The following is a 24329-nucleotide window of genomic DNA, read 5'->3' as shown; positions in this document are numbered from 1 at the left end:
AGATGAATATGAAAAGAAAGATAGCTGTTGTAACAGGTGCAAATTCTGGCATGGGACTTTCAACAACAGTCGGTTTAGCTAAAGAAAACATACATGTTGTAATGGCTTGTCGCAATCAACAGCGCGGAGAAGAAGCGCTTCGACTAGCAAAGGAAAAAAGCAGAGCTTCTCATATCGAACTTTTACTTTGTGATTTGGAAGACTTTGATAGTATATCCCACTTTGTCGAACAATTTACAAACAAATGGGGAATGCTAGATATTCTTGTAAATAATGCTGGCGTTGTTTCTCTGAAAAGAAAAGTAACAAAAGAAGGATATGAAGCACAGCTTGGTGTTAATCATCTTGGACATTTTCTGTTGACCCTTCTTCTTTTGGATTCTTTAAAAGCTGCTCAAAAAGCGAGGATTGTTAACGTCTCCTCTGGTGCCCATAAATGGGGACGAATTCATTTTGAAGATATAAATTTAGAAACTAATTACAGTGTTATGAAAGGATACGGACAGTCTAAACTCGCCAATATCTTATTTACAAAAGAGCTAGCTAAACGTCTCTCACATACTGATATTACAGTAAATGCTCTTCATCCAGGAGCAGTGAGCACAAACTTAGGAATTAACCGCTCTACTGGATTTGGAAAAAGCGTTTATAAAGTATTAAATCCTTTCTTTCAATCTCCTGATAAAGGAGCAGAGACAGCTCTCTATCTTGCTAAGAGTACTGAAGTTGATGACGTAACAGGAGGCTACTTTTATAAACAGAAACCTGCCCGTGTTTCAAAAAGAGCTAAAGATCCTTATCTAGCCCAGCTCCTTTGGGAGTGGAGTGAAGAAGAACTCTCTAAAAAAGGATATAAAAAATAAGCCAGGGGGTTCCCCTGGCTTATTCGTCACCAACGCGCTTAATTTTAATATCTTTTAAAAGATCGTTAATAACATGTCCTCCCATAATGAGCCCCGCTACAGATGGAACAAAAGCGTTTGAAGAAGGTGGCATTTGGGCCTTACGAATCTTCGCGTCTTCTTTTCCTACATATTTTTTCACTTCATCACGGATGACAATCGGCCTTTCGTCTGAAAAGACAACTTTAATACCTTTATGAATTCGTTCTTTTCGTAAACGTGTGCGAATGACTTTTGCCATTGGGTCTGTATGTGTTTTTGAAATGTCTGCAATACGGAATCTTGTTGGATCTGTTTTATTTGCAGCTCCCATGCTTGAAATGATCGGAATGTTTCGTTTTAAGCACTCTTTCATAAGATGAATCTTATATGAAATAGTATCAGAGGCATCGATAACATAATCCAAATTATGAGCAAAAAACTCTTCGTATGTTTCCTCTGTATAAAACATTTTCAAACTCACGACTTCGCATTCTTTATTAATATCGTGAATACGTGCAGCCATTAAGTCTACCTTTGGTTGCCCTACTGTTGACAAGAGCGCGTGAATTTGGCGGTTAACATTTGTAATGTCAACATCGTCCTTATCCACAAGCACGATTTTCCCAACGCCCGTACGTGCTAGTGCCTCAGCTGCAAATGACCCAACGCCACCAACACCAAGCACAGCAACAGTGCTGTTTTTTAATGTTTCTAGTCCTTCTTTTCCAATTGCTAATTCATTACGAGAAAACTGGTGTAACATGTATTTCACACTCCGTTATTTATATTAGTCAAGTTAGCAGTGTTATTATAACATCTTGCCCAATTCATGAGAAAACCCTATGCAAATAAATTGCATAGGGTTGAATAAGTTAAGTTACATGTCCCAATCGTGCCGTCCTTAAGTTCCTAAGTTTTGAACCCGCTCTCGGCAGGTGGGTGCTCTAATCTAACATTTGTACGTCCTTATGAAAGGCATGTACGCCAGTTAAAAACTTCAAGCTCCCTAATATATAGCTGTTCGGTCAAAACAACAGGCAATGAGACGAACACATCAGGACTGTTAATGTATTAGTATAGTATCACATAGAATGACCCTTTGCAAGAGTTGACGCTCACAAATTAGTCTTCTTTTTTAGCGGTACTTTTTAACGATAATTCCTCAAGCTGTGCTTCATTGACAGGTCCTGGAGCATTTGTTAATGGACAGCTTGCACTTGTTGTTTTCGGGAAAGCAATTGTATCGCGCAAGTTTGTCCGTCCTGCTAGAAGCATTACAAGACGATCAAGACCAAGCGCAATTCCACCATGTGGAGGCGTTCCGTATTCGAAAGCTTCCATCAAGAAACCAAACTGTTCTTGTGCATCTTCTTCTTTCATTCCAAGCGCCTTAAACATCTTCTCTTGAAGGTCTCGCTCATAAATACGAAGTGACCCTCCACCAAGCTCATATCCGTTTAGAACAAGGTCATATGCTTGTGCTTTTACTTCTTCAGGAGCTGTTTCAAGTTTCTCTACGTCTTCACGAACAGGCATTGTAAATGGATGATGCGCTGCAAAATAGCGTCCTTCTTCTTCATCATACTCAAGAAGTGGCCAATCTGTTACCCAGAGGAAATTGAATTTACTTTCATCGATAAGCTCAAGGTCTTTTCCTAGTTTTAGACGGAGAGCACCGAGTGCACTTGCAACAACAGATGATTTGTCAGCAACAAATAGCAATAAATCTCCTTGTTCTGCTTCAGCTAGTTTGATGATTTGTTCTTTTTCTTCATCACTAAAGAATTTAGCAATTGGTCCTTTAATTTCATCTTCTACTTTTAGCCATGCAAGACCTTTTGCACCGTAGCGAGCTGCATACTCTGTTAAGCCATCAATGTCTTTACGAGAATATTTAGAAGCTGCTCCTTTTACGTTGAGAGCTTTTACAGCTCCACCATTTTCAATTGCACTCTTAAATACTTTAAAACCACAATCTGAAGCAAGCTCCCCCATATTAATGAACTCCATCTCAAAGCGCGTATCAGGCTTGTCAGAACCAAAACGATTCATTGCTTCTTCATATGAAAGACGAGGGAATGGTGTTGGAATATCAAGTCCTTTTACTTCCTTCATCACTTTCTTCATCATTTGTTCACCAAGTTCAATAATGTCGTCAATTTCTAGAAATGACATTTCAATGTCCACTTGTGTAAATTCTGGCTGACGATCTGCACGTAAGTCTTCATCTCGGAAACAGCGCGCAATTTGGTAATAGCGCTCAATACCGCCAACCATGAGCAGCTGTTTAAAAAGCTGTGGAGACTGTGGCAGTGCATAAAATTCACCAGGATGCACGCGACTTGGAACAAGGTAGCTTCGCGCTCCTTCAGGTGTATCATTTGTAAGCATTGGTGTTTCAACATCTAAGAAGCCTTGATCATCTAAAAACGAACGTATAGCTTTTGTTGTTTGATGACGCATTTTGAACGTTTCAAACATAACAGGACGACGAAGGTCTAAATAACGATATTTTAATCGAACATCTTCTGAAACTTCCACTTTGTTATCAATTGAAAAAGGAGGTGTTTTAGCTTTATTAATAACTTCAACATTTTGAACGTGAACTTCGATTTTTCCTGTTGCAAGGTTCTCGTTTACTGTGTTGGCTGCACGTGCAACAACTTCACCTTCTACATGTAGGACAAACTCACTTCGGATGCCTTCAGCCGTTTGAAGCGCTTCTTTCGAAAGATCTGGATTAAATACAACTTGTACAATCCCCGTGCGGTCTCGTAAATCAATAAAAATTAGTCCGCCTAAGTCACGGCGCGTTTGTACCCAACCTTTTAAGTGTACTTTTTCGCCAATAGCTTTTTCAGTTACTTCTCCGCAAAAGTATGATCTTTTTGTCATCTTAATTCCCCCTATAATAATTTTTCTTTTACATATGAAACAAACGACGAAAGCGAAACTTCTTCTTGTTCACCTGTTTCCATGTTCTTTACATTGATAACATTTTGTTCGAGCTCATCGTCTCCAAGGACTGCAACATATTTTGCACTAAGTCGATCAGCTGCTTTAAATTGTGCTTTTACTTTTTTATCTTGATAGTCTTTCTCCGCTGCAACTCCGCTTAGACGAAGATCATTTACAAGTGAAACAGACTTATCTTTTGCTTTATCGCCAAGTGTAACAACGTAGCAATCAATACCTTGCTCGATTGGAAGCTCAACAGATTCTGCTTCAAGAGCTGCTAGAAGACGCTCAATACTTAAGGCAAATCCAATTCCCGGAGCTTCAGGTCCCCCAATTTGCTCGGATAAACCGTTGTAACGACCTCCTCCGCATAGTGTTGTAATAGCGCCAAAGCCTTCTGCTTCGCTCATTACTTCAAATGCTGTGTGGTTGTAATAGTCCAAGCCTCTAACAAGATTTGCATCTACCTCAAACGGAATATGTAAGTCTGTTAAATATTGCTGCACTTTTTCAAAATACTCTTTTGAGTAATCATTTAGATAATCAAGAATAGATGGAGCTGTCTTCATAAGCTCATGATTGCGATCTTTCTTACAATCAAGAATACGAAGTGGATTTGTTTCAAGACGATTTTGACAGTCTGAACAAAACTCGTTAATTCTTGGTTTGAAGTGATTAATAAGCGCATCTCTATGAGCCATTCTACTTTCTGTATCTCCAAGGCTATTTAAAACAAGCTTCAGTTTCTTCAATCCAAGCGATTGATAGAAATTCATCACAAGCGACAATACTTCTGCATCAATGCTTGGATCATTGCTTCCGATTGCTTCTACCCCAAACTGAACGAACTGACGGAAACGACCTGCCTGTGGACGCTCATAGCGAAACATTGGACCAGTATAGAAAAGTTTAATAGGTTGCGTTGGATTTCCAAACATTTTGTTCTCTACAAAAGAGCGTACAACAGCTGCTGTACCTTCTGGTCTTAGCGTAATGCTGCGTCCACCTCTGTCTTCAAACGTATACATTTCTTTTTGAACAACATCTGTTGTATCCCCTACTCCGCGTTTAAACAATTCTGTATGTTCAAACATTGGCGTACGAATTTCTTGATAACGAAACGCACGGCAAATTTCTCTTGCTTTCTGTTCAATATACTGCCACTTCTCAACTGTTCCTGGCAGAATATCTTGGGTTCCTCTTGGGATATCAATGCTCATTTTTGTTCCTCCTTTATAAAATCCATAAAAAAAATACCTTCAACCCCCTACATATATGTAGGGACGAAAGTATTTTCGTGGTACCACCCTAGTTGAAGCCGCATCATTAGGCTCCCACTCTATTTTATAACGCAAAAATTATGCGTTCATCTCCTACTAAGAATAACTCTTTTCAAAGTGAAACCTCAGAAGTGTTCGTTCACTATACAGCAAGTAAAAATGCTTTCAGCCCAAGGCATTTTCTCTCTTTTCTTGTGGGATTATAGCTACTTTTCTCCATCAACGGCAATATATAATATTGGTTTTTCGTAAACTAGCAATTGTCTTCTATATTACGAAGGAACAGGAAGATTGTCAAGAACCTTTCAATTTTATGAGCGCTCTAAATGGCTTTTTAACTTCTGAATTTCTCGTGATGTGACTCCAAACTCCATTCCTACGTAAAGTGGGTTATTTTCAAGTGATTTTTCATGATAATTAATATCGTGTAATGACTGATGATATCCAAACTTCCGCTCTCCGTGTTCGCTAAATTTCATCAAACCCCTCTTTTCTATGTCGAATAAATACTCTTTCTATTTTCCCTTTTTTAACAGGAATTTATACAAATGAAAAGAATATGATGTGGAGTTTAAAAAATGGAGGCGTGTTTGATTGAGTAAATTAAGACGACTGTTTCTTTTAGCTCTTATCCTTGGTGTTTGCTCCTTGACGCTAAACGTTGAAAAACCAATTGAGGCACAAAGTGAGTTTTTAACGGTTAATGCAAGTACACTTAACGTTCGAAGTGGGCCAAGCACAGATCATTCTATTGTAACTGTTGTTCACAATGGGGATATCTTATCACTTATTAAACGTGATATAAGCTGGTCGTACGTTCAACTTTTGAATGGAAAGAAAGGATGGGTATCAAATGTTTATTTAAAAGAAATGACCCCTCTTCTTGATGGGAAAGCCCAGGCATCAACATCACCCACTATTCCGTATGACTCTCTTTCAGGTAAAACCATTATTATCGATCCTGGTCATGGCGGAGATGACAGAGGAACAACAGGGAAATTTGGGACATATGAAAAAACGCTTAATCTCAACACAGCCCTTCTTTTAAAACAGACACTTGAAACTCATGGGGCCCATGTTATTCTAACTAGAACAAGTGATAAAACAGTATCTTTAAAAGAACGCGTTGCTTTAGCTAATCGAAATGAAGCAGATTTATTTGTTAGTCTGCACTACAATAGCCATAAGAATCCTTCTATTAACGGGCTTATTACGTACTATTATGAAAGTCCAAGTGCAGCTCATACAATCCATAAAGGGATTGTAAAAAATTCCCCATTAAAAGATGGAAAGTCACGCTTTGGTGATTACTTTGTACTTCGAGAAAATGAGCATCCTTCCATTCTGCTTGAACTCGGCTTTTTGAGTAATGAGAAAGAAGAAGAAACGATTACTTCCTCTGGTTTTCAAAGAAAAATGGCCTCCTCTATTTCAGAAGGACTGGCAGCTTATTTTCATTAAAAAAGACAAATAGGATTTTTCCTATTTGTCTTTACTTTCTAAAATAAGTGTTACAGGTCCATCATTTGTAAATGAAACGTCCATCATTGCTCCAAACGTTCCGGTTTCTACAATGATTCCTTTTTCTCTAAGTGCTGCATTAAACTTTTCATAAAGAAGTTCAGCTTTGTCTGGTTTAGCCGCTCCCATAAAGTTTGGACGGCGACCTTTTCGACAATCACCGTAAAGTGTGAACTGCGAAACAGATAAAATAGCTCCTTCAACATCTAAAAGCGATAAATTCATTTTTTCACTTTCATCTTCAAAAATACGGAGGTTAGGAATTTTTCCAGCTAAGTACTTTACGTCTTCTTCTGTATCTTCATGTGTAACACCAACTAAAAGAACAAGTCCTTTACTTATTGCTCCAACTGTCGTACCTTCTACTGTTACTTTAGCATCTTTTGCTCGCTGTAATACTACTTTCATCCTGAAACTCCTTGTTTAATGCATAATCCGACGAACAGAGTAGATGTCTGGAATATGCTTAATTTTTTCGACTACTTTATGAAGATGACTAATGTTTGTAATCGCTAGTGACATATGAATGCTTGCCATCTTATTACGGTCAGACTTGCCAGAAACGGCGGAAATATTTGTTTTACTATCATTTACAGTTTGAAGTACTTCATTTAATAAGCCTGCTCGATCATAACCTGAAATTTCAATCTCAACATTAAATTCGCGGCCTTCTTTGATATCTGATTCCCATTCAACAGGAATAAGTCGCTCTTGCGCTTCTTCTACGTGCACATTTGGACAGTCATCACGGTGTACAGAGACACCTCGACCTTTTGTAATAAACCCAACAATCTCGTCCCCTGGAACAGGGTTACAGCACTTTGAAATGCGGACAAGTAAATTGTCGACTCCTTTTACCCGTACACCCGAATCGCGTCTTTTCTTCTTTTGAACTTTGTTCGTTCTGTTCACTTCTTCAACTGTTTCTTTCAAAGCTGCTTCTTGCTGCTCTAAATCACGTTGTTTACGCCATTTGTCCGTGAGTCGATTAGCAACTTGTAAAGCTGTAATCCCATTATATCCAACAGCTGCGTACATATCTTCTTCATTTGAAAAATTGAATTTTTCTGTAACACGCTTTAAGTTCTCAGCTGTTAGTACTTCTTTCAAGTCAAATTCCATTTGACGAATTTCTTTTTCAACAAGCTCGCGGCCTTTTTCGATATTTTCTTCACGCTGCTGCTTCTTGAAAAACTGGCGAATTTTATTTTTAGCTTGTGTTGTTTTAGCAAGCTTAAGCCAGTCTTGGCTTGGCCCATAAGAATGCTTAGATGTTAAAATCTCAATAATATCGCCTGTTTTCAGCTGATAATCAAGCGTCACCATCTTGCCATTTACTTTAGCACCAATCGTTTTGTTCCCGATCTCTGAATGAATTCGATAAGAAAAGTCAATTGGAACAGATCCTGAAGGAAGCTCAATGACATCTCCTTTTGGTGTGAAAATGTATACCATATCAGCAAAAAGGTCCAGTTTTAGAGATTCCATGAATTCTTCTGCATTTGTTGATTCATTTTGAAACTCTAAGATTTCTCTAAACCATGTTAATTTCTCTTCAAACGAAGAGCCTTCACCAACTGCTTTACCTTCCTTATACGCCCAGTGTGCGGCAATTCCATACTCAGCAATATTATGCATTTCACTCGTACGAATTTGAACCTCAAGCGGATCACCTTTTGGTCCAATAACAGTTGTATGCAAAGACTGATACATATTTGGTTTTGGCATGGCAATATAATCTTTAAACCGTCCTGGCATTGGTTTATAACATGTATGAATAATACCTAACACAGCATAACAGTCTTTGATGCTGTTGACGATAATGCGGACAGCTAAAAGATCATATATTTCGTTAAACTGTTTATTTTGAAGCGCCATTTTTCGGTAAATTGAGTAAATATGCTTTGGACGCCCAGAAATTTCAGCTTTAATCTTCACATCTTCAACTTGTGCTCGAACTTCACCAATAACTTCTTCTAAATATTCTTCACGTTCTGCACGTTTCTTTTTCATCAAGTTTACAATACGATAGTACTGTTGCGGATTTAGGTAGCGAAGAGACGTATCTTCTAACTCCCATTTAATTTTTGAAATCCCCAATCGATGAGCAAGCGGTGCAAAAATCTCCAGCGTTTCATTAGAAATGCGGCGCTGTTTTTCTTGTGGAAGGTGCTTCAACGTTCTCATATTATGAAGACGGTCTGCAAGCTTAATTAAAATGACGCGGATATCCTGCGCCATTGCTACAAACATTTTGCGATGATTCTCTGCTTGCTGTTCTTCCTTCGATTTATATTTAATTTTCCCAAGCTTTGTTACGCCATCAACAAGCATTGCAACTTCTGCTGTAAAAGCTTTTTCAATTTCTTCAAGAGTAACTTCTGTATCTTCTACAACATCATGTAAAAAGCCAGCCGCTACTGTTGACGGATCCATGTCTAAATCAACGAGAATACCCGCTACTTGGATCGGATGAATAATATAAGGCTCACCTGATTTTCGATACTGATGCTGATGAGCCTCTTTTGCAAATTGGTATGCTTTTTCAACAAATAGTAAGTCTTCACCTACTAAATATTTTGCTGCATTGTCAATGACTTGTTCCGCTGTTAGCACTTGTTCATTTGCCATGCAATCACCTTTTTATTTTAAACTTTTGACAAAGGTTAGAAGATGTTTTACGCCTTCTCTCTTTTTGAGCGCCACATTTCTACCTAAAATGACAATTTGATTAATATTGTAACTATTATCATCAAAATTTTCAAAGATGTAAAGTCATTAAAGAAAAAAAGAGCACCAAGGGGCACTCTTTTCTTATTTATTCACCAGAATATTGCATTAAAGTGAATACATCATAACCGTCTAACTTCTTACGGCCATCTAAGTACGTTAACTCAATTAAGAAAGCAATCCCTGCTACAACCCCACCTAGTTGCTCAATAAGTTTGATTGTTGCCTCGATTGTACCTCCTGTTGCTAAAAGGTCATCTGTAATTAGGACACGCTGTCCAGGTTTAATCGCATCTTTATGCATTGTTAAAACGTCGTTTCCGTATTCTAAGCCATAATCAACTTTAACAACTTCACGAGGAAGTTTTCCTTCTTTACGAACAGGAACAAATCCTTTGCCCATTGCATATGACACAGGGCATCCAATGATAAAACCGCGAGCTTCAGGCCCCACGATTACATCAATTTCTTTCTCTTTTGCATATTTGACGATCTCGTCTGTTGCTGCACGATACACGTCGCCATTGTCCATAAGTGTTGTAATATCCTTAAACTGAATACCTTTCTTTGGGTAATCAGGGACAATGGTAATATATTTTTTGAAATCCATTAGCTTATTTCCTCCTCATTGATCACAGAGCTTTTTCTAAAATGCTCAAAAAGCTCCTTCAATTCACCGTAGGAACGGTAAATTAACTCTTTTTCCACTTGTAGCTGTTCTTGTTTTGTCTTATAAGTGACAGACTCTATTAAATCACGTTTTGGTGTATGTTGCACTAAAGAAATCACACCATTTTCTATTGTAGCAAATTCCAGCTCAAAAAACACCTGTGACATAAAGTCAATCGTTTCCTTTGTCCACCCTTTATGGAGGGCAAGATCTTGTTTATATCGTTTAAGATCAAACGGTCCTTTTTTTAAAAGGAAGCCATAATACCATTTAAAATGGTCTCGGGTTGGGACTGTATTTAAGAAATGATCTTCCTCTGTTAAAAATAGCATATACACTCGAGCTGGTTTACATCCGCTCATTAATGTTTTTAAAGTCTCTAATGAAGGAGGAACATCCAATAAAACAATATCTCCTTCATAACCTTGTAGCTCGTTGGTAGACTTTTCTGAGTTTATAAGTCTCACTTGATCAATATATGAAGCAAACTCTTCTTTTTGAACCGTCTTTTCGTTAAATGCAACAAGAAGCATATCACTTGTAATATAGTCAGCTAAAAACGTTGACACTTTCCGAACTCCTCTTACGTCAAAAAGCTGCCATTCCTCCACTGAAGCATCTTCAAGCATGATTTGTGGTTTGCGACGATTGTTCCATTCGTTGATGGTAAGCTCTCCTACTAGAGAAACATGAGCAAGCGGCGATATTCTGTCATGAAGATAGCCAAGTCCAAATCCAACTCCGTCAAGCGAGCAATCTGCATCTCCTACAACAACTTTCAGATGAGTTTTATCCGCTCCAATTTTGCGCATTGAAGAAATCGGAACATCCTTAATAAGAACTTTTGGTTTGGGGTTGTTAACACCAAAGGGGGCAAGCTTATTTAATTCCTCAATAGAATCTGTTGTAATTTCGTCAAGGGAAGCCTTCACATCAATATTTACTGCTGGAATAAAGTCTTCTTCACTGAGAAGCTCGTGACCGAATTTGTTCATTTTTTCGCGTAAAAGGGAGACATTCTCTAGCGCTAAGGTCATTCCAGCTGCCATCGGATGTCCTCCAAAATGCGGTAAAATATCACGGCACTTTGATAAGTTAGCAAAAAGATCGAATCCTTCGATGCTTCGTGCAGAGCCTTTAGCAATTTTCCCCTCTTCATCTATACCAAGCACAATTGTTGGGCGATAAAACTCATTTACAAGCCTTGAAGCAACAATACCAATAACGCCAGGGTTCCATCCTTCTTTTGCAAGTACAAGAACTGCATTCTCTTCTGGAGGAAACTGTGTTTTCACCATTTCAATCGCTTGATCTGTAATCTCTTTTACAATATTTCTCCGTTCTTGATTGCATTGATCAATTTCTTCTGCGAGGCTTTCTGCTTCTTCTTGATCTGTCGTCATTAAAAGATGCACAGCTGGATCTGCTTGCTCTAGACGTCCAATAGCATTAATACGAGGACCAATGGCAAATCCAATCGTTTCTTCTGTAATTTCCTTCTGATTCACCCCACAAACGTTCAAAAGAGCTTTCATTCCGGGGCGGTTTGTATGCCTTAGATAGTGAAGTCCCTTTTGAACGATGTAGCGATTTTCATCTTGCAAAGGAACTAAATCTGCTACAGTTCCAATTGCTGCAAGTTCTACAAGGGCAGGGCTTATTTCACCTAAAAGAGCTTGACCAATTTTCAAGGCAACGCCTACTCCTGCTAGCTCTTTAAAAGGATACCGTTCAGAAAGTTTTGGGTGAATGATAGCAAAAGCTTTTGGAAGCTCTGGGCCTGGTTCATGATGATCTGTAATAATAAGATCAAAGCCGCACTCTTCGGCAACATCAGCTTCGTTTACACCTGAGATTCCTGTATCAACCGTGATAACGAGCGTATATCCTTGCTCACCAATATGACGGAAAGCTCCTTCATTTGGACCATATCCTTCTGTAAAACGATTTGGAATATAAAAATCAACGTGAGCTCCAAGCGTTCTAAGCGCTGTTAACATAACAGAGGTACTGCTTACTCCGTCCGCATCGTAATCTCCATAAATCATAATCTTCTCTTCATCCCGAATAGCGCGCTGAATGCGTTCAACAACAATGTCCATATCTTTTAAAAGATATGGATCATGCATATTTTCATCTGTTAAATATAAAAAGTGTCTTGCTTCATCTACTGTTGTAATATCTCTATTCATCAAAAGAGAGGCAACAAGTGGTGAAACAGAGAGCTGACTTGCTAACTCCTCTGCCTTTGCAGCGTCTGTTTCCTGTACTCTCCATCGCTTTTTTGAATGTAACATTTCCTTTTCACCCCTTAACCTCATACATTATACTAGAGGAAAGAGAGTCCGGCAATGAACGACTTCAAAAGCATAAAAAGAGCTAAGGAAAATCCCTTAGCTCTTTTTCTATTAAAGCGTATCTTCTTTTTCTATACTCTTTTTCGGACCTTTTTTCATCTCTTTTTTCTTCCACACTAACCACAGCTGAGAAGCAATAAATAGTGAAGAATATGCTCCAATGATTAACCCAATTAAAAGAGCAATAGAGAAGTTTTGAATTGATTCACTTCCAAAAATAAGAAGAGCAATAACAGTAATCACAACTGTTACGATTGTGTTAATAGAACGAGTAAACGTTTCTCGTAAACTTAAGTTCACGATATTTGTAAGCTCTTTACTTGTTTTCGGTTTGAAAATCCCCATATTTTCTCGTATTCTGTCAAACGACACGATTGTATCATTGATTGAATATCCAATAATAGTTAGAACAGCAGCGATGAATGTTACATCAACCTCTAGCTGGAATAAGCTAAAGAGCGTAATGATAACAAATGCATCATGGAGCAACGCAATGACAGCGGCAAGTGCCATCTTCCACTCGAAACGAATTGATACATAAATAATGATCCCAATTGATGCAATCAAAACAGCATAAAGAGCATTTTTAGCAAGCTCTCGACCAATTGTTGGAGAAACGGTACTAACGCTCGGCTCTGTTCCGTATTTATCATCAAAATGGTCTTTAATCTTAGCAATTTCGTCTTTACTTAAAGCTCCTTTGAACTGCGCTGTGGCACGTTCATTATTTTGACCTGAAAGAGTAATATCCTCTGTTTCCATATGAATCTCAGCTAATTCTTTTGTGATTTCTTGCTGTGTTAAAGCAGAATCAGCTTTAATATCAACACGCGTACCGCTTGCAAAATCAATTCCGAGATTTAATTTCATTGTTGAAAGCAGAATAATCCCAGCAATAGTAATCACAATAGAGAGCGTGAAAAACTTTTTACTATGCTTAACAAAGTCCACTTTATCAAACTTTGTCTTCGGAAAATGATTTCCTTTATCCTCAGATAAATCTTCAATATCTTTTGGATTAACACCAAAAATTCTTGGTTTTTTATTTAATGCGCGGCTGTTCACCCATAACCCTAGGAATAAACGTGTACCATATACGCATGTAATAAAACTAATTAAAATCCCGACAATAAGCATTGTTGCAAAACCTTGAACAGAACTTGTCCCAAAATAGAAAAGAACTGCTCCTGCTAAAAGAGTCGTAATGTTTGCATCAAAAATGGTTACAAGCGAGCGTCGATTACCTGCTTTGTAAGCAGAAGGTATTGAACGGCCACGTTTAATTTCATCTTTAATCCGCTCATACGTAATAATGTTTGCATCAACGGCCATCCCAACGTTCAGAACAAGCGCAGCGATTCCTGGCAGCGTTAAAACAGCCCCCATCCAATCATATACGAGTAGAATAAGGAAAACGTAAATCGCTAATGTAATACAAGCGATAAATCCTGGGAAGCGATAGAACGCTAGCATGAATAAGAACACAAGCCCAATACCAATTATCCCAGCGTACATCGTTGTTTCAAGAGCTGTTTGACCAAACTGAGCTCCAACTGATGTCGAATATACTTCTTTAAGCTGAACTGGAAGAGCCCCAGCATTGATGAGTTTTGCTAAGTTTTGAGCTTCCTTAATATCAAAGCCGCCTTCAATCGTTACTTCTTTTTGACTTAGCTTCTGATTTACACTTGCTGCTGATAAATATTTTGGATCTTGTTTTTGGCTCTCAGCTTTATAAGAATTTTTTCCCTTTTCATAATCAAGCCAAATCACAAGTAAGTTTTCACGGGTCGCAGCTTTTTTAGAAAGCTCTTGCGTAATTTCTCCAAACTTCTTCGGATTCTTCAGTGTCAGCACTACGTTAGGCTGATTGTTTTGCGTATATGCTTGCTTGGCACCTTCAATTTCAGAACCGTTAAGAAGAACTTTATCATTCACATCCCGAAATGTTAAGTTCGCCTGCGTTGAAAGCAAATCCCGTGCTTCATTTTGATCTTTTACACCCGCAAGCTGAACACGTATGCGATGATCGCCTTCAATTTGAATATTAGGTTCGTTAACACCGAGTGCATTAACGCGCTCCTCAAGCGCACTTGCCGCACTTTCTAAGGTGTCTTTTGTCAGTTTCTGACCATCAATTGGCTTGACATCATAGAGAACTTCAAAACCACCTTGTAAATCCAATCCTAAGTTAATACGGTTGGCAATCCCTTTGACTGTCGATCCCATGGTACTAAACAACAAAATAACCAAAAGAAAGAAAGCGACAATCCGACCTCTCTTTACCATGAGTTTAAAATCCTCCTTCGTTATGTAAAAAAAACATGATGATTTTCTAATCAGTACCAAACATTACAAAAAATGAATATTTAAAGCAAAATTTACTCAACATTCCTATTATGTTCGATAGATTATAAAGTGTCAAACAAGCTTTATTTACAAAAGGTCTGAAATATCTTCAAGTCCTTTTTTAGAACGATCATTCTTGAATACTTCGATTGTCATAAAGTTCATCACTTCGGATATTTTCACAGCAAGAATGTCATTCACAAGTTCATAAAGCTTCAATTCTTCAATTTTTCGGTTCTTCCACTTCTTTTGCTGAAGAAACTGCCAAACAATTTCTTCTGTTACCTCTTCATATCCGAAAAGTCGAAATTCTTCCATCTTGCTTCTCATAGCAGGTTCTACTAATCTTCGCGACGTTCTACTAACAGCTTGTTCCATGCTCGCATTCTCCTACCTTTACTTTATCTTTAATATCTAAAAAGATTTCCTCATACTTGTCATGCTTGGCCTATTATATTGCATATGTTTTATTGTATACAATATTAATTCGTTTGAGAAGGCAGGCGAATATATGTCAAAATTTTTACAAGGCACAATAATCCTTATCATCGCAGGATTTATAACTAAAATATTAGGATTTGTTAACAGAATTGTCATTGCTCGACTCATCGGTGAAGAAGGCGTTGGTTTATATATGATGGCAGTACCCACATTTATCTTAGCCATCACCATTACACAACTTGGGCTACCTGTTGCGATTTCAAAACTGGTTGCAGAAGCAGAGATTAAGGGAGATAAAGCACGAATCAAGAAAGTACTTGTTGTCTCGCTCTCCATTACTCTTAGCATTAGTCTTATTTTTACAACTGCTATGCTATTTTTTGCTCCAGCAATTGCTCAAACCCTTTTAACAGATGAAAGAACCTATTACCCACTTATGGCCATTATTCCAGTGATTCCTATTATTGCTGTCTCAGCCGTTATTCGTGGTTATTTTCAAGGAAGACAGCAAATGCGACCTGCTGCTTATTCACAAATTATTGAGCAAGTTGTCCGCATTACGCTCGTAGCATTCTGCATTACTCTCTTCGCCCCATATGGAGTAGAATACGCAGCAGCAGGAGCTATGCTTTCTTCGGTATTTGGAGAACTTGCATCCCTTCTCTATATGGTATACACATTTAAGAAGAAAAAGCGAATAAAGGTGCGAAAGCGTTTCTTTCATACTCTGAAAGGTGGAAAAGAGCCTCTTTATGATTTATTGAAAATTGCACTTCCTACAACAGGTGGTAGGATGATTGGCTCCCTTTCTTGGTTTCTAGAGCCCATTGTTGTTACGCATTCACTTGCGATTGCAGGAGTCGCAACAGCTCTTGCTACAAAACAATATGGGATGTTAGCAGGTTTTGCTCTTCCTGTTCTTATGCTTCCATCCTTTATTACAAACTCGCTCTCAACATCACTTGTTCCTGCTATTAGTGAAGCAGCAGCAGAAAATAAAAACAGGCTTATTCAATACCGTCTTCATCAAGCACTACGCTTATCTTTTCTAACTGGTGGACTTTCTGTTGTTGTTTTATACGTTTTTGCCCAACCAATTATGCTGCTTATGTATGGTACAGTAAACGGTGCCTTTTTTATTCAAATTATGGCCCCATTGTTTATTTTCTATTACTTGCAAGGGCCCCTTCAAGCAACGCTTCAAGCCTTAAATTTAGCTCAAGCCGCCATGATTAACAGCCTTATTGGAGCGATTGCTAAGCTTAGCCTTATTTTTGCGCTTGCAACACAGCCTCATTTTGGCATCAAAGGAGCAGCATTAGGCATTATGGCGGGAATGACTATTGTTACATTTCTTCATCTTGCAACTGTTATAAAAGCAATCTCTTTTGTTGTATATATAAGAGATTATATAAAAAGCTTTATTGTAATGGTGATAACAGGGGTTGCAGGCCACTATATATACGAAACTATTCCCTCATCTGTTTCACTTTCATTACGAACAATCTTTTCCATCATTGTGCTTAGTTTTATCTATATTATTCTTCTGAAAGGCTTTAAACTTGTAAGTCAAGAAGAACTAAGGCGATTTTCTCCGCTACGGTTCATTAAAAAACACACTAAACGCTAAATGTTTAGTGTGTTTCTATGTCTTTTTCATCAATGTAAAACTTCCCCTGATTAAAACTGCAGTATGAAATTTTTTCAAAACTGCTATATCCTCTTTTCCCCATCTCTTTCTGAAGCCATGGCAGGTCTTTACCTGATCGCTCTAAATGATCAAATTGAATAATCCCATCTAATATTAAGGGCAGAGTAAGTGATTTCACACCTTGATCTTTCTTAATTACAGAGAGTTTTCCTGAGGTTTCTAGAATTGCAAATTCTACATCTTCAATATTTGAAATATCTTTTTCACGCAGTTGAATAAGCAAATCGTTAAAATTATAACGCTGCTTTTTCATCTCTCTCTCCCTAATTTGACCATTTTCAATAATAATAGAAGCTCTGCCATCTAGAATTCTCCGGATATGCTGATTTTTAAGAGCCCAGACTGCAAATCCGATTTGAAGAACTGTTAACGTTGCCATTGGAAGAAAGTTGTTAAGGAGTGGAGATTCTGTGTCTTCAATTGCCATAACAGCTATTTCTGCAATCATTAGAAAGACCACTAAATCTAAAATGCTAAGTTCACCAATCTCTCTCTTTCCCATTAGCCTGAAGATAAGCACAATGACTAAGTAAAGAAGAACAGTTCGACCAACAAGTAAAAGAAGTTCCATCTTTTCGATCCTTTCCAACTGTTTTTTATAGTTTGTACCTTTTCTGCTGAAACATGAATTCTAAATTCCCTTTCACCTGAATATGCTCGTACTAGAATACTTTTATTAAAGGAGGCTTTATATGGAGAGGTCAGGAATACCGCAAGCCATCTTAAAAGGGGTTATTGCGATTTTTATGATTGCCTTTTTAACAAGCATTGTGTTTGCTTTTCTCCTTAAATTTACAACGATTGCAGAAGATTCACTTCAGTGGGTAATCACCGCTCTGTCGTTTATCGCTTTTTTTATTGGCGGCTTCATTTCCGGAAAATCAGGTGGAGAAAAAGGCTGGCTCTTAGGAGGCGTTACTGCCCTTTTATTTTCATGCCTCGTCTTTCTTCTTCAGTTCTTAGGCTATGATGAACAGTTTTCTCTTCTTCAACTTCTTTATCATGGAGGCTTTCTCGTTGCAGCTTGCTTTGGTGGCATCATTGGAGTAAATATTGCTACAAATAAAACATAAAAAAACGCAGCCTTGTGGCTGCGCTTTTTTATGAATTTGTTACTTCTTGTTTAACTTGTGTTACTTCACGAATCGCTTGACGATCAAATGTTAGTTTTGAACCGTCTAGGCTTTTTACAACAATTTTGTTCTCATCAATTGCATCAATTGAACCGTGAAGGCCTCCGATTGTTACAATACGATCGCCTTTTTTAAGTTCAGACTGCATGTTTTGTACAGATTTTTGGCGCTTTTGCTGAGGGCGAATCAGCAAGAAATAGAAGATAACAAACATCAATAAAAGGGGCCAAATGGTATTTAGAATTTGCATGGTGTTTCCTCCTTGAAAGTATATTCTTAAACAGGCAATCTCTAGTTTTAGAAGTAACCTGCTGTTCCCTAGAAGTTTTTAGCGTTTGGTTTATTAAATCCATATTGTTCAAAGAATTCGTCCCGGAAATCTCCAAGTCTGTCTTCGCGGATTGCTTGACGAACTTGTTCCATTAATTTTAGCAGAAAATAGAGATTATGGTAAGAGGTTAATCGAAGACCAAATGTTTCATTCGCACGAATTAGATGACGAATATATGCTCTTGAGTAATTTTGGCATGTATAGCAATCACAATTTTCATCAATTGGTCTGAAATCCTCAGCAAACTTCGCATTACGCACAACAAGACGACCTTCGCTTGTCATGAGAGTTCCGTTACGGGCAATACGTGTTGGTAAAACACAATCAAACATATCAACGCCTCGAATAGCACCGTCTACAAGTGAATCAGGCGACCCTACTCCCATTAAGTAACGAGGTTTATCAGTTGGAAGAAGAGGTGTTGTGAATTCAAGTACGCGATTCATTACATCTTTTGGTTCACCAACAGACAAACCTCCTATAGCGTAACCCGGGAAATCAAGAGAAATCAAATCTTTCGCACTTTGTTTACGAAGTTCTTCATATTCTCCACCTTGAACAATTCCAAATAACCCTTGATCATTTGGTCTAGCATGGGCCTCAAGGCAACGCTCAGCCCAACGGCTTGTACGTCCAACAGACTTCTTCATATATTCATATGAAGCCGGGTATGGAGGACATTCATCAAAAGCCATCATAATATCCGAACCTAAAGCATTTTGAATCTCCATCGCACCTTCTGGTGATAAGAAAAGCTTTTCACCACTTAGATGATTACGGAAATGAACGCCTTCTTCTTGAATTTTGCGGAATTCACTTAAACTAAATACTTGGAAACCACCTGAATCTGTCAAAATCGGACGATCCCAGTTCATGAACTTATGAAGACCACCTGCTTTTTTGACAATTTCGTGTCCTGGACGAAGCCAAAGGTGGTATGTGTTACTTAAAATGATACCTGCTCCCATTTGTTTTAACTCTTCAGGTGACATTGTTTTTACAGTTGCAAGTGTTCCAACAGGCATAAAAGTTGGCGTCTCGAAAGTTCCGTGTGGCGTGTGCACACGGCCAAGACGCGCTCCTGTTTGCTTACATGTTTTTATATGTTCATATCTTATTGCTGTCATTGCTGTTTTCCTTTCTCATCAAAAGTTCCCTTTTTAAGTTTTATCGAATAAACATTGCGTCGCCAAAGCTAAAGAAACGATATTTCTCTTCAACTGCCTTATTGTAAGCATGAAGAACATTTTCTCTCCCTGCAAGCGCACTAATAAGCATAATAAGCGTTGACTTTGGAAGATGGAAGTTTGTAATCATACCATCAATTGCTTTAAACTCATAGCCTGGAAAGATAAAAATGCTCGTCCATCCAGAAGAAGCTACAAACTGACCGTCGTGTTTAGAAGCAATTGTTTCAAGTGTACGAGTTGACGTCGTACCAACAGACACAATGCGTCCTCCCTGCTCTTTTACATTGTTTAAAAGAGCAGCTGTTCCTTCTGTCATCTGATAAAATTCAGCATGCATATCATGTTCTTCTAAATCTTCAGCACTTACAGGTCGGAACGTGCCAAGACCAACATGAAGTGTAATAAATGCAATATGAACTCCTTTTTCTTTCAATTGTTCAATCAACTCTTCAGTAAAATGCAAGCCAGCTGTTGGAGCCGCCGCAGAACCTTGCTCACGAGCATAAACAGTTTGATATCGTTCACGGTCTTCTAGTCGTTCTTTAATATATGGAGGAAGTGGCATTTCTCCAAGGCTTTCTAATACTTCATAAAAAATGCCTTCATAATGAAACTCCAGCATTCTTCCGCCTTGATCCATTTCTTCTTGGCAAATGGCCTTCAAACGACCATCCCCAAACGTAATAACTGTCCCTTTTCTCACACGTTTTGCTGGTTTTACAAGCGTTTCCCATACGTCGCCTTCTTCCTGTTTCAAAAGAAGAACTTCGATATTTGCACCTGTTTCTGCCTTCGTGCCGAAAAGCCGAGCAGGCAGTACTCTTGTATCATTTAAAACAAGACAGTCTCCCTCTTGTAAGTAGTCTCCAATATTGTAGAAGTGATCATGAGCAAGCTCACCTGTTTTTTTATCTAATACCATTAAGCGTGACTTATCGCGCTCTTTCAATGGAGTTTGAGCAATTAGCTCTTCTGGTAAGTGGAAATCAAATAAATCTACTTTCATCTCTTTCACCTGTTCCTATTATATTACATACTCATTTTAATCGATTAATTACGAAAAAAACGAGCGATAAAATAACGCTGACGATAATGCATGTTACAATCGGAAAATAAAATGTTGTATTTCCCTTTTTAATCAAGATATCTCCGGGAAGCTTGCCGATAAATTGTATCAGTATCCCAAGCAAAAGTAAAACTGCTCCAGCACCCATTAATAACTTTGCAATTTCGCCCACTATTCATTAACCTCAATTCCAAAATGTTCGTAAACTAAGTTTGTTACAATACGTCCGCGCGGAGTTCGCTGTAAAAAACCAATTTGAAGCAAGTAGGGCTCATACACATCTTCAATCGTATGAGCTTCCTCTCCAATTGTAGCAGAAATGGTATCAAGCCCAACAGGCCCTCCCCGGAATTTTTCAATAATCCCCATTAATAATTTATGGTCAATATTATCGAGGCCTAAACGGTCTACTTGCAGAAGCTCTAAAGACGTATCTGCCAGCTCTTTTGTGATTACACCTTCCCCTTCAACTTGGGCAAAGTCTCGAACACGCCTTAATAGACGGTTAGCAATTCGGGGTGTTCCTCTTGACCGTCTCGCAATCTCTGTAGCAGCCCGTGGATCAATTTCCACATCAAAGATTTGAGCTGTACGCACAATAATATTTTGTAAATCTTCTTCTTTATAATATTCTAATCTGCTTAATACACCAAAACGATCACGCAAAGGTGCTGAAAGAAGCCCAGCTCTTGTTGTAGCGCCAACGAGCGTAAACGGCGGTAAATCAAGCCTTACAGAACGAGCGCTTGGCCCTTTTCCAATAACGATGTCTAAACAGAAATCTTCCATCGCTGGGTAGAGAACTTCTTCAATTGAACGATGAAGACGATGAATTTCATCAATAAACAAAACATCTCCTGGCTCAAGACTCGTTAATACAGCCGCAAGATCGCCTGGGCGTTCAATTGCAGGACCTGAAGTTGTCCGCAAATTTACGCCCATCTCGTTTGCAATAATGGCTGCAAGTGTCGTTTTACCGAGACCAGGTGGACCATATAACAAAACATGATCGAGTGTTTCTTCCCTCATTTTCGCCGCTTTAATAAAAACCGATAGATGACTTTTCACCTTATCTTGTCCAATATACTGCTGTAAAGTTTGTGGGCGTAAGCTATATTCCACGAGCGCTTCTTCGTTCAAAGCATCTCCTGTCACAATTCTTTCGTCCATTTAATCACCCTTTATTTTAAAAGCTTTTGCAATGCTTTCTTAATGTATTGATCCGTCGCTAAATTCTCTCCTGCAAGTGTTGGCAGTACTTTATTGATTTCACGTTCTGCATATCCAAGTACTTTAAGCGCTTCTTTTGCTTCTTCCATTGCTTTTTCATTTTCTGTTCTTTGCTCATGTTTTTCATGAGTGAACAGTGTAAACGTTTCATCTGTAGCTAGATCATTTAGCTTTCCTTTTAAATCTAAAATCATCTGACGAGCCGTTTTCTTACCAACGCCAGGAAATTTCACCAGAAACTTTTCATTTTCTTCTTCTACCGCTCGAATAAGCCCTGTCGTATCACCTGAAGCAAGGACAGCAAGCGCCCCCTTCGGCCCAATTCCTGAGACGCTAAGGAGCTTCTTGAATAAATCTTTATCTTGGCGCGATAAAAAACCAAAAAGCGCGCTTATATCTTCACGTACGTGATGGTACGTATATACCGTAATTTCCTCCATCTCGTTAATTTGGAATAAAAACGGATTTGGGGTGAAAATCTGATATCCTATCCCTCCGTTTTCTACCGTTACATATTCAGGATTAAGGTATGTTACATATCCTTTAATATAGTCAAACAAAAAATTCCTCTCCTTTAACAAATTGAGAGCTCGTGCGTCCGTGTGAGCTAACATTCACTGTGTTCTATTTTATCATAACTTCATAATATTAGCGTAGTTTCAAACAACAAAAAACAGGGCAGCGTCTTTCACTACCCTGTTTTCGTTGCTGTTGTTTTTTTGGAGAAGGTTTTATAAAAATTAAGCAATGCTGTGTATTGCTCTTTCGTTTGAATCCGAATACCATCTTCTAGCTTTTTGTAATCAAAGCTTTGCATCATTTCTACATCAAGTTGAAAAAACGATTGAATAACCCGCGTTGATTCCTGGTGTGGTTCACCTTCATAAATAGAGAGAATTCCTTCTCTGTCCATCCCAATATACCCGTTCTCTTTTAAAAGCGGTGAGATATCATCCACTTCTTTTTGAAAAACTACTTGATCATCTTGCTCGTCAATAAGCTCCCAGCTTTTGAATTTGTCATACATTCTTTCTCTATTTTCACTATTAACTTCTATAATCTCTTCTTCTGTTACTCCATCTACATAGATGCGTTCTAATAAAATGGTCATTTTCTCATCTTCTTCATTTTGGGCTAAAGCTTGTGGACCTACAAATAGAAAAAGTAACAAGCTTAAAAGAAAAAGTGCGCTTTGATAGGTTCGATTCATCGTATCTTCACCTCTTTAAAAACTTTTGAAAACAATCTAGTTATAGCTTCTCCTCTTTTAATATCTTTATCCATTTGTACAAATTCACCGAATCCCGCTAAGAAAAAACTGAATTTGTGGCATAAGCATTCTCTTCCTTAATTGATTTAAAATAAGAGCTTTTTCTATTTTATTTCGATTGCTTTCTTGAAGAAGTTTTGGCCATGCTTTGAAAAGATCATCTTGATAGAGCAAAGCATATAGGAAGCGAGGCTCTCTAAACCATGAATGAAGCTCATTATGTAGGAATAAAGGGATTAGAGAAGCATTTGTATAACATAAAAAACGCCTTGTCAATTGTAAATAATCATAGAAAACAGAATCATAGTGAACAAGGTCAAAATCAATTAAACGCACCATATCTGCACTTTTTAAAAAGTTATGTGAAGCAACATCACCATGATTAATTGCTTGTAGAGAAGGGTGAATCAATGAAGTTTCTCGTACTTTATCAAGAAGAAAAGCTCCCTCATATAGAATGTCTTCTCGCTCTCTTTGATGAAGAAAAACGGAGTTCTGCTCGAAGTAAGAGAGTCTCTTTTCCCATCTTTCCTCAAGTAATAAAGGTGCAAGGTTAGACGTATTGTTTGCCTTAGTACTGTTATGAAAAGAGCTTAAAAGGCTAAGTGCTTCCTTTCGCTCGCTTCTCTTATAATAGTTAAGCGCTCGTCCTTCTCTATAGTTCATAAGTGCCCAATATGCTCCCTCATATGAAAAGGTGAGCGTTCCATCAGGATAAGGAATAAAATTTATACTTTTTGTGAAAGACTTTTTTGAAGCTTCTTGTAATAAGGTATAAGTGTGAATAATCTTTTCCTTTTCTTTGTACCTTTTCATTACATATCTTCCTGTTTTGGACTCTAATTTCAAAACATGAGGCCTAATACGATTTACTTTTTTAACTTCGATTCCCTTCTTTTTTAAAAGATAGAAAAAAAGGCGATCGTAAACGATCTCGCCTTTTTCTATTTTCCTATTATTAATCATCGTCTTCCTCATAACGAGGCATACCGAACATTTGATGGTCTGGCGATTGTGGCATTGGCTGCTCATATCCCATATTGGCAAAATGTTGTGGGTAATATCCTTGTTCACTTTGCGGCTGTGGATAATAAGGCTGTGACATACCACCACACCCACAATCCTCCTGTTGACCGTGCATCATGCCGTATTGATGCATTTGTTCATTTGGATCGTGATAAGGCATTCCCATCTGTTCTCCATAGTGA

General features: G+C 38.2%; 23 protein-coding genes, 1 other RNA gene and 1 other annotated feature. Of the genes, 4 read left to right on the top strand and 20 right to left on the bottom strand.

From position 1 onward, the window contains the following. Positions 1–8 precede the first annotated feature (8 nt). Positions 9–863: an SDR family oxidoreductase gene (locus B9N79_RS01565; RefSeq protein ID WP_046217873.1), complete on the top strand. Its 855-nt coding sequence runs from the start codon at positions 9–11 to the stop codon at positions 861–863. Positions 864–882: 19 nt separating this feature from the next. Here B9N79_RS01565 and B9N79_RS01560 read toward each other — a convergent pair whose 3' ends face one another. The 5 genes from B9N79_RS01560 to B9N79_RS25960 form a co-directional block, all read right to left on the bottom strand. After that, a complete protein-coding gene (locus tag B9N79_RS01560; protein ID WP_019391370.1) occupies positions 883–1647 on the bottom strand; it encodes a tRNA threonylcarbamoyladenosine dehydratase in 765 nt (254 codons plus the stop codon). A 116-nt stretch (positions 1648–1763) separates the two neighbouring features. Next, positions 1764–1948: non-coding RNA, 6S RNA (gene ssrS / locus B9N79_RS01555), on the bottom strand. A gap of 58 nt (positions 1949–2006) precedes the next feature. Beyond that, positions 2007–3779: an aspartate--tRNA ligase gene (gene aspS, locus B9N79_RS01550; protein ID WP_046217874.1), complete on the bottom strand. Its 1773-nt coding sequence runs from the start codon at positions 3777–3779 to the stop codon at positions 2007–2009. A gap of 11 nt (positions 3780–3790) precedes the next feature. Then, on the bottom strand, positions 3791–5062 hold the full coding sequence (gene hisS, locus B9N79_RS01545) for a histidine--tRNA ligase (protein WP_019391368.1): 1272 nt from the start codon (positions 5060–5062) through the stop codon (positions 3791–3793). Between the two features lie 56 nt (positions 5063–5118). Continuing rightward, positions 5119–5354: a binding site (T-box leader), on the bottom strand. Between the two features lie 79 nt (positions 5355–5433). Beyond that, positions 5434–5601 carry a hypothetical protein gene (locus B9N79_RS25960; protein ID WP_019391367.1) on the bottom strand — a complete coding sequence of 56 codons (168 nt, stop codon included), beginning with the start codon at positions 5599–5601 and terminating at the stop codon, positions 5434–5436. A gap of 115 nt (positions 5602–5716) precedes the next feature. Here B9N79_RS25960 and B9N79_RS01540 point away from each other — a divergent pair, with 115 nt between their 5' ends. After that, the gene (locus B9N79_RS01540) at positions 5717–6583 is read left to right on the top strand and encodes an N-acetylmuramoyl-L-alanine amidase family protein (protein WP_082864759.1); all 867 of its coding nucleotides are present in this window, start codon (positions 5717–5719) and stop codon (positions 6581–6583) included. 21 nt (positions 6584–6604) lie between these two features. On the opposite strand, the gene dtd is transcribed toward B9N79_RS01540, so the two are convergent. The 6 genes from dtd to B9N79_RS01510 all read right to left on the bottom strand — a co-directional run bounded on the left by dtd (position 6605) and on the right by B9N79_RS01510 (position 15127). Continuing rightward, positions 6605–7051, bottom strand: coding sequence for a D-aminoacyl-tRNA deacylase (gene dtd / locus B9N79_RS01535; RefSeq protein ID WP_019391365.1), 447 nt, complete (start codon positions 7049–7051; stop codon positions 6605–6607). Between the two features lie 15 nt (positions 7052–7066). Then, entirely contained in the window at positions 7067–9274 is a 2208-nt protein-coding gene (locus B9N79_RS01530; protein WP_046217875.1) for a RelA/SpoT family protein, read from the bottom strand. 187 nt (positions 9275–9461) lie between these two features. Beyond that, entirely contained in the window at positions 9462–9983 is a 522-nt protein-coding gene (locus B9N79_RS01525; protein WP_019391363.1) for an adenine phosphoribosyltransferase, read from the bottom strand. Next, positions 9983–12340 (bottom strand): single-stranded-DNA-specific exonuclease RecJ, encoded by a 2358-nt coding sequence (recJ, locus tag B9N79_RS01520; protein ID WP_046217876.1) that lies wholly within the window; start codon positions 12338–12340, stop codon positions 9983–9985. Before recJ ends, B9N79_RS01525 begins: the two co-directional genes overlap by 1 nt. Positions 12341–12451: 111 nt before the next feature. Further along, the gene (gene secDF / locus B9N79_RS01515; RefSeq protein ID WP_019391361.1) at positions 12452–14689 is read right to left on the bottom strand and encodes a protein translocase subunit SecDF; all 2238 of its coding nucleotides are present in this window, start codon (positions 14687–14689) and stop codon (positions 12452–12454) included. A 147-nt stretch (positions 14690–14836) separates the two neighbouring features. Further along, entirely contained in the window at positions 14837–15127 is a 291-nt protein-coding gene (locus B9N79_RS01510) for a post-transcriptional regulator (RefSeq protein ID WP_019391360.1), read from the bottom strand. Positions 15128–15260: 133 nt separating this feature from the next. Here B9N79_RS01510 and spoVB point away from each other — a divergent pair, with 133 nt between their 5' ends. Further along, the gene (spoVB, locus tag B9N79_RS01505; protein ID WP_019391359.1) at positions 15261–16820 is read left to right on the top strand and encodes a stage V sporulation protein B; all 1560 of its coding nucleotides are present in this window, start codon (positions 15261–15263) and stop codon (positions 16818–16820) included. A gap of 4 nt (positions 16821–16824) precedes the next feature. On the opposite strand, the gene B9N79_RS01500 is transcribed toward spoVB, so the two are convergent. Next, entirely contained in the window at positions 16825–17472 is a 648-nt protein-coding gene (locus tag B9N79_RS01500) for a DUF421 domain-containing protein (RefSeq protein ID WP_019391358.1), read from the bottom strand. 121 nt (positions 17473–17593) lie between these two features. On the opposite strand from B9N79_RS01500, the gene B9N79_RS01495 reads away from it, so the two are divergent. Further along, positions 17594–17974 (top strand): TIGR04086 family membrane protein, encoded by a 381-nt coding sequence (locus B9N79_RS01495; RefSeq protein ID WP_019391357.1) that lies wholly within the window; start codon positions 17594–17596, stop codon positions 17972–17974. Between the two features lie 28 nt (positions 17975–18002). On the opposite strand, the gene yajC is transcribed toward B9N79_RS01495, so the two are convergent. From yajC to B9N79_RS01455, 8 genes are all read right to left on the bottom strand, one after another. Beyond that, positions 18003–18284, bottom strand: coding sequence for a preprotein translocase subunit YajC (yajC, locus tag B9N79_RS01490; protein WP_019391356.1), 282 nt, complete (start codon positions 18282–18284; stop codon positions 18003–18005). 68 nt (positions 18285–18352) lie between these two features. Next, positions 18353–19492, bottom strand: a complete 1140-nt coding sequence (gene tgt / locus B9N79_RS01485; RefSeq protein ID WP_085117687.1) for a tRNA guanosine(34) transglycosylase Tgt — start codon at positions 19490–19492, stop codon at positions 18353–18355. A 40-nt stretch (positions 19493–19532) separates the two neighbouring features. Further along, positions 19533–20561: a tRNA preQ1(34) S-adenosylmethionine ribosyltransferase-isomerase QueA gene (queA, locus tag B9N79_RS01480; protein WP_046217878.1), complete on the bottom strand. Its 1029-nt coding sequence runs from the start codon at positions 20559–20561 to the stop codon at positions 19533–19535. Between the two features lie 31 nt (positions 20562–20592). Continuing rightward, positions 20593–20793, bottom strand: a complete 201-nt coding sequence (locus B9N79_RS01475) for a DUF2905 domain-containing protein (protein WP_019391353.1) — start codon at positions 20791–20793, stop codon at positions 20593–20595. Beyond that, positions 20793–21791: a Holliday junction branch migration DNA helicase RuvB gene (ruvB, locus tag B9N79_RS01470; RefSeq protein WP_019391352.1), complete on the bottom strand. Its 999-nt coding sequence runs from the start codon at positions 21789–21791 to the stop codon at positions 20793–20795. Before ruvB ends, B9N79_RS01475 begins: the two co-directional genes overlap by 1 nt. Before the next feature lie 11 nt (positions 21792–21802). Then, positions 21803–22411 (bottom strand): Holliday junction branch migration protein RuvA, encoded by a 609-nt coding sequence (gene ruvA, locus B9N79_RS01465; protein WP_019391351.1) that lies wholly within the window; start codon positions 22409–22411, stop codon positions 21803–21805. Positions 22412–22542: 131 nt separating this feature from the next. Continuing rightward, entirely contained in the window at positions 22543–23061 is a 519-nt protein-coding gene (locus tag B9N79_RS01460; RefSeq protein ID WP_040056844.1) for a BofC C-terminal domain-containing protein, read from the bottom strand. A gap of 84 nt (positions 23062–23145) precedes the next feature. Then, entirely contained in the window at positions 23146–24087 is a 942-nt protein-coding gene (locus tag B9N79_RS01455) for a phosphotransferase (protein WP_046217879.1), read from the bottom strand. Between the last annotated feature and the right edge of the window lie 242 nt (positions 24088–24329).

Origin of the sequence: Priestia filamentosa (genome assembly GCF_900177535.1) — a bacterium.
Classification (GTDB): domain Bacteria; phylum Bacillota; class Bacilli; order Bacillales; family Bacillaceae_H; genus Bacillus_I; species Bacillus_I filamentosa.
This window is presented reverse-complemented; position numbering and strand designations above follow the sequence as displayed.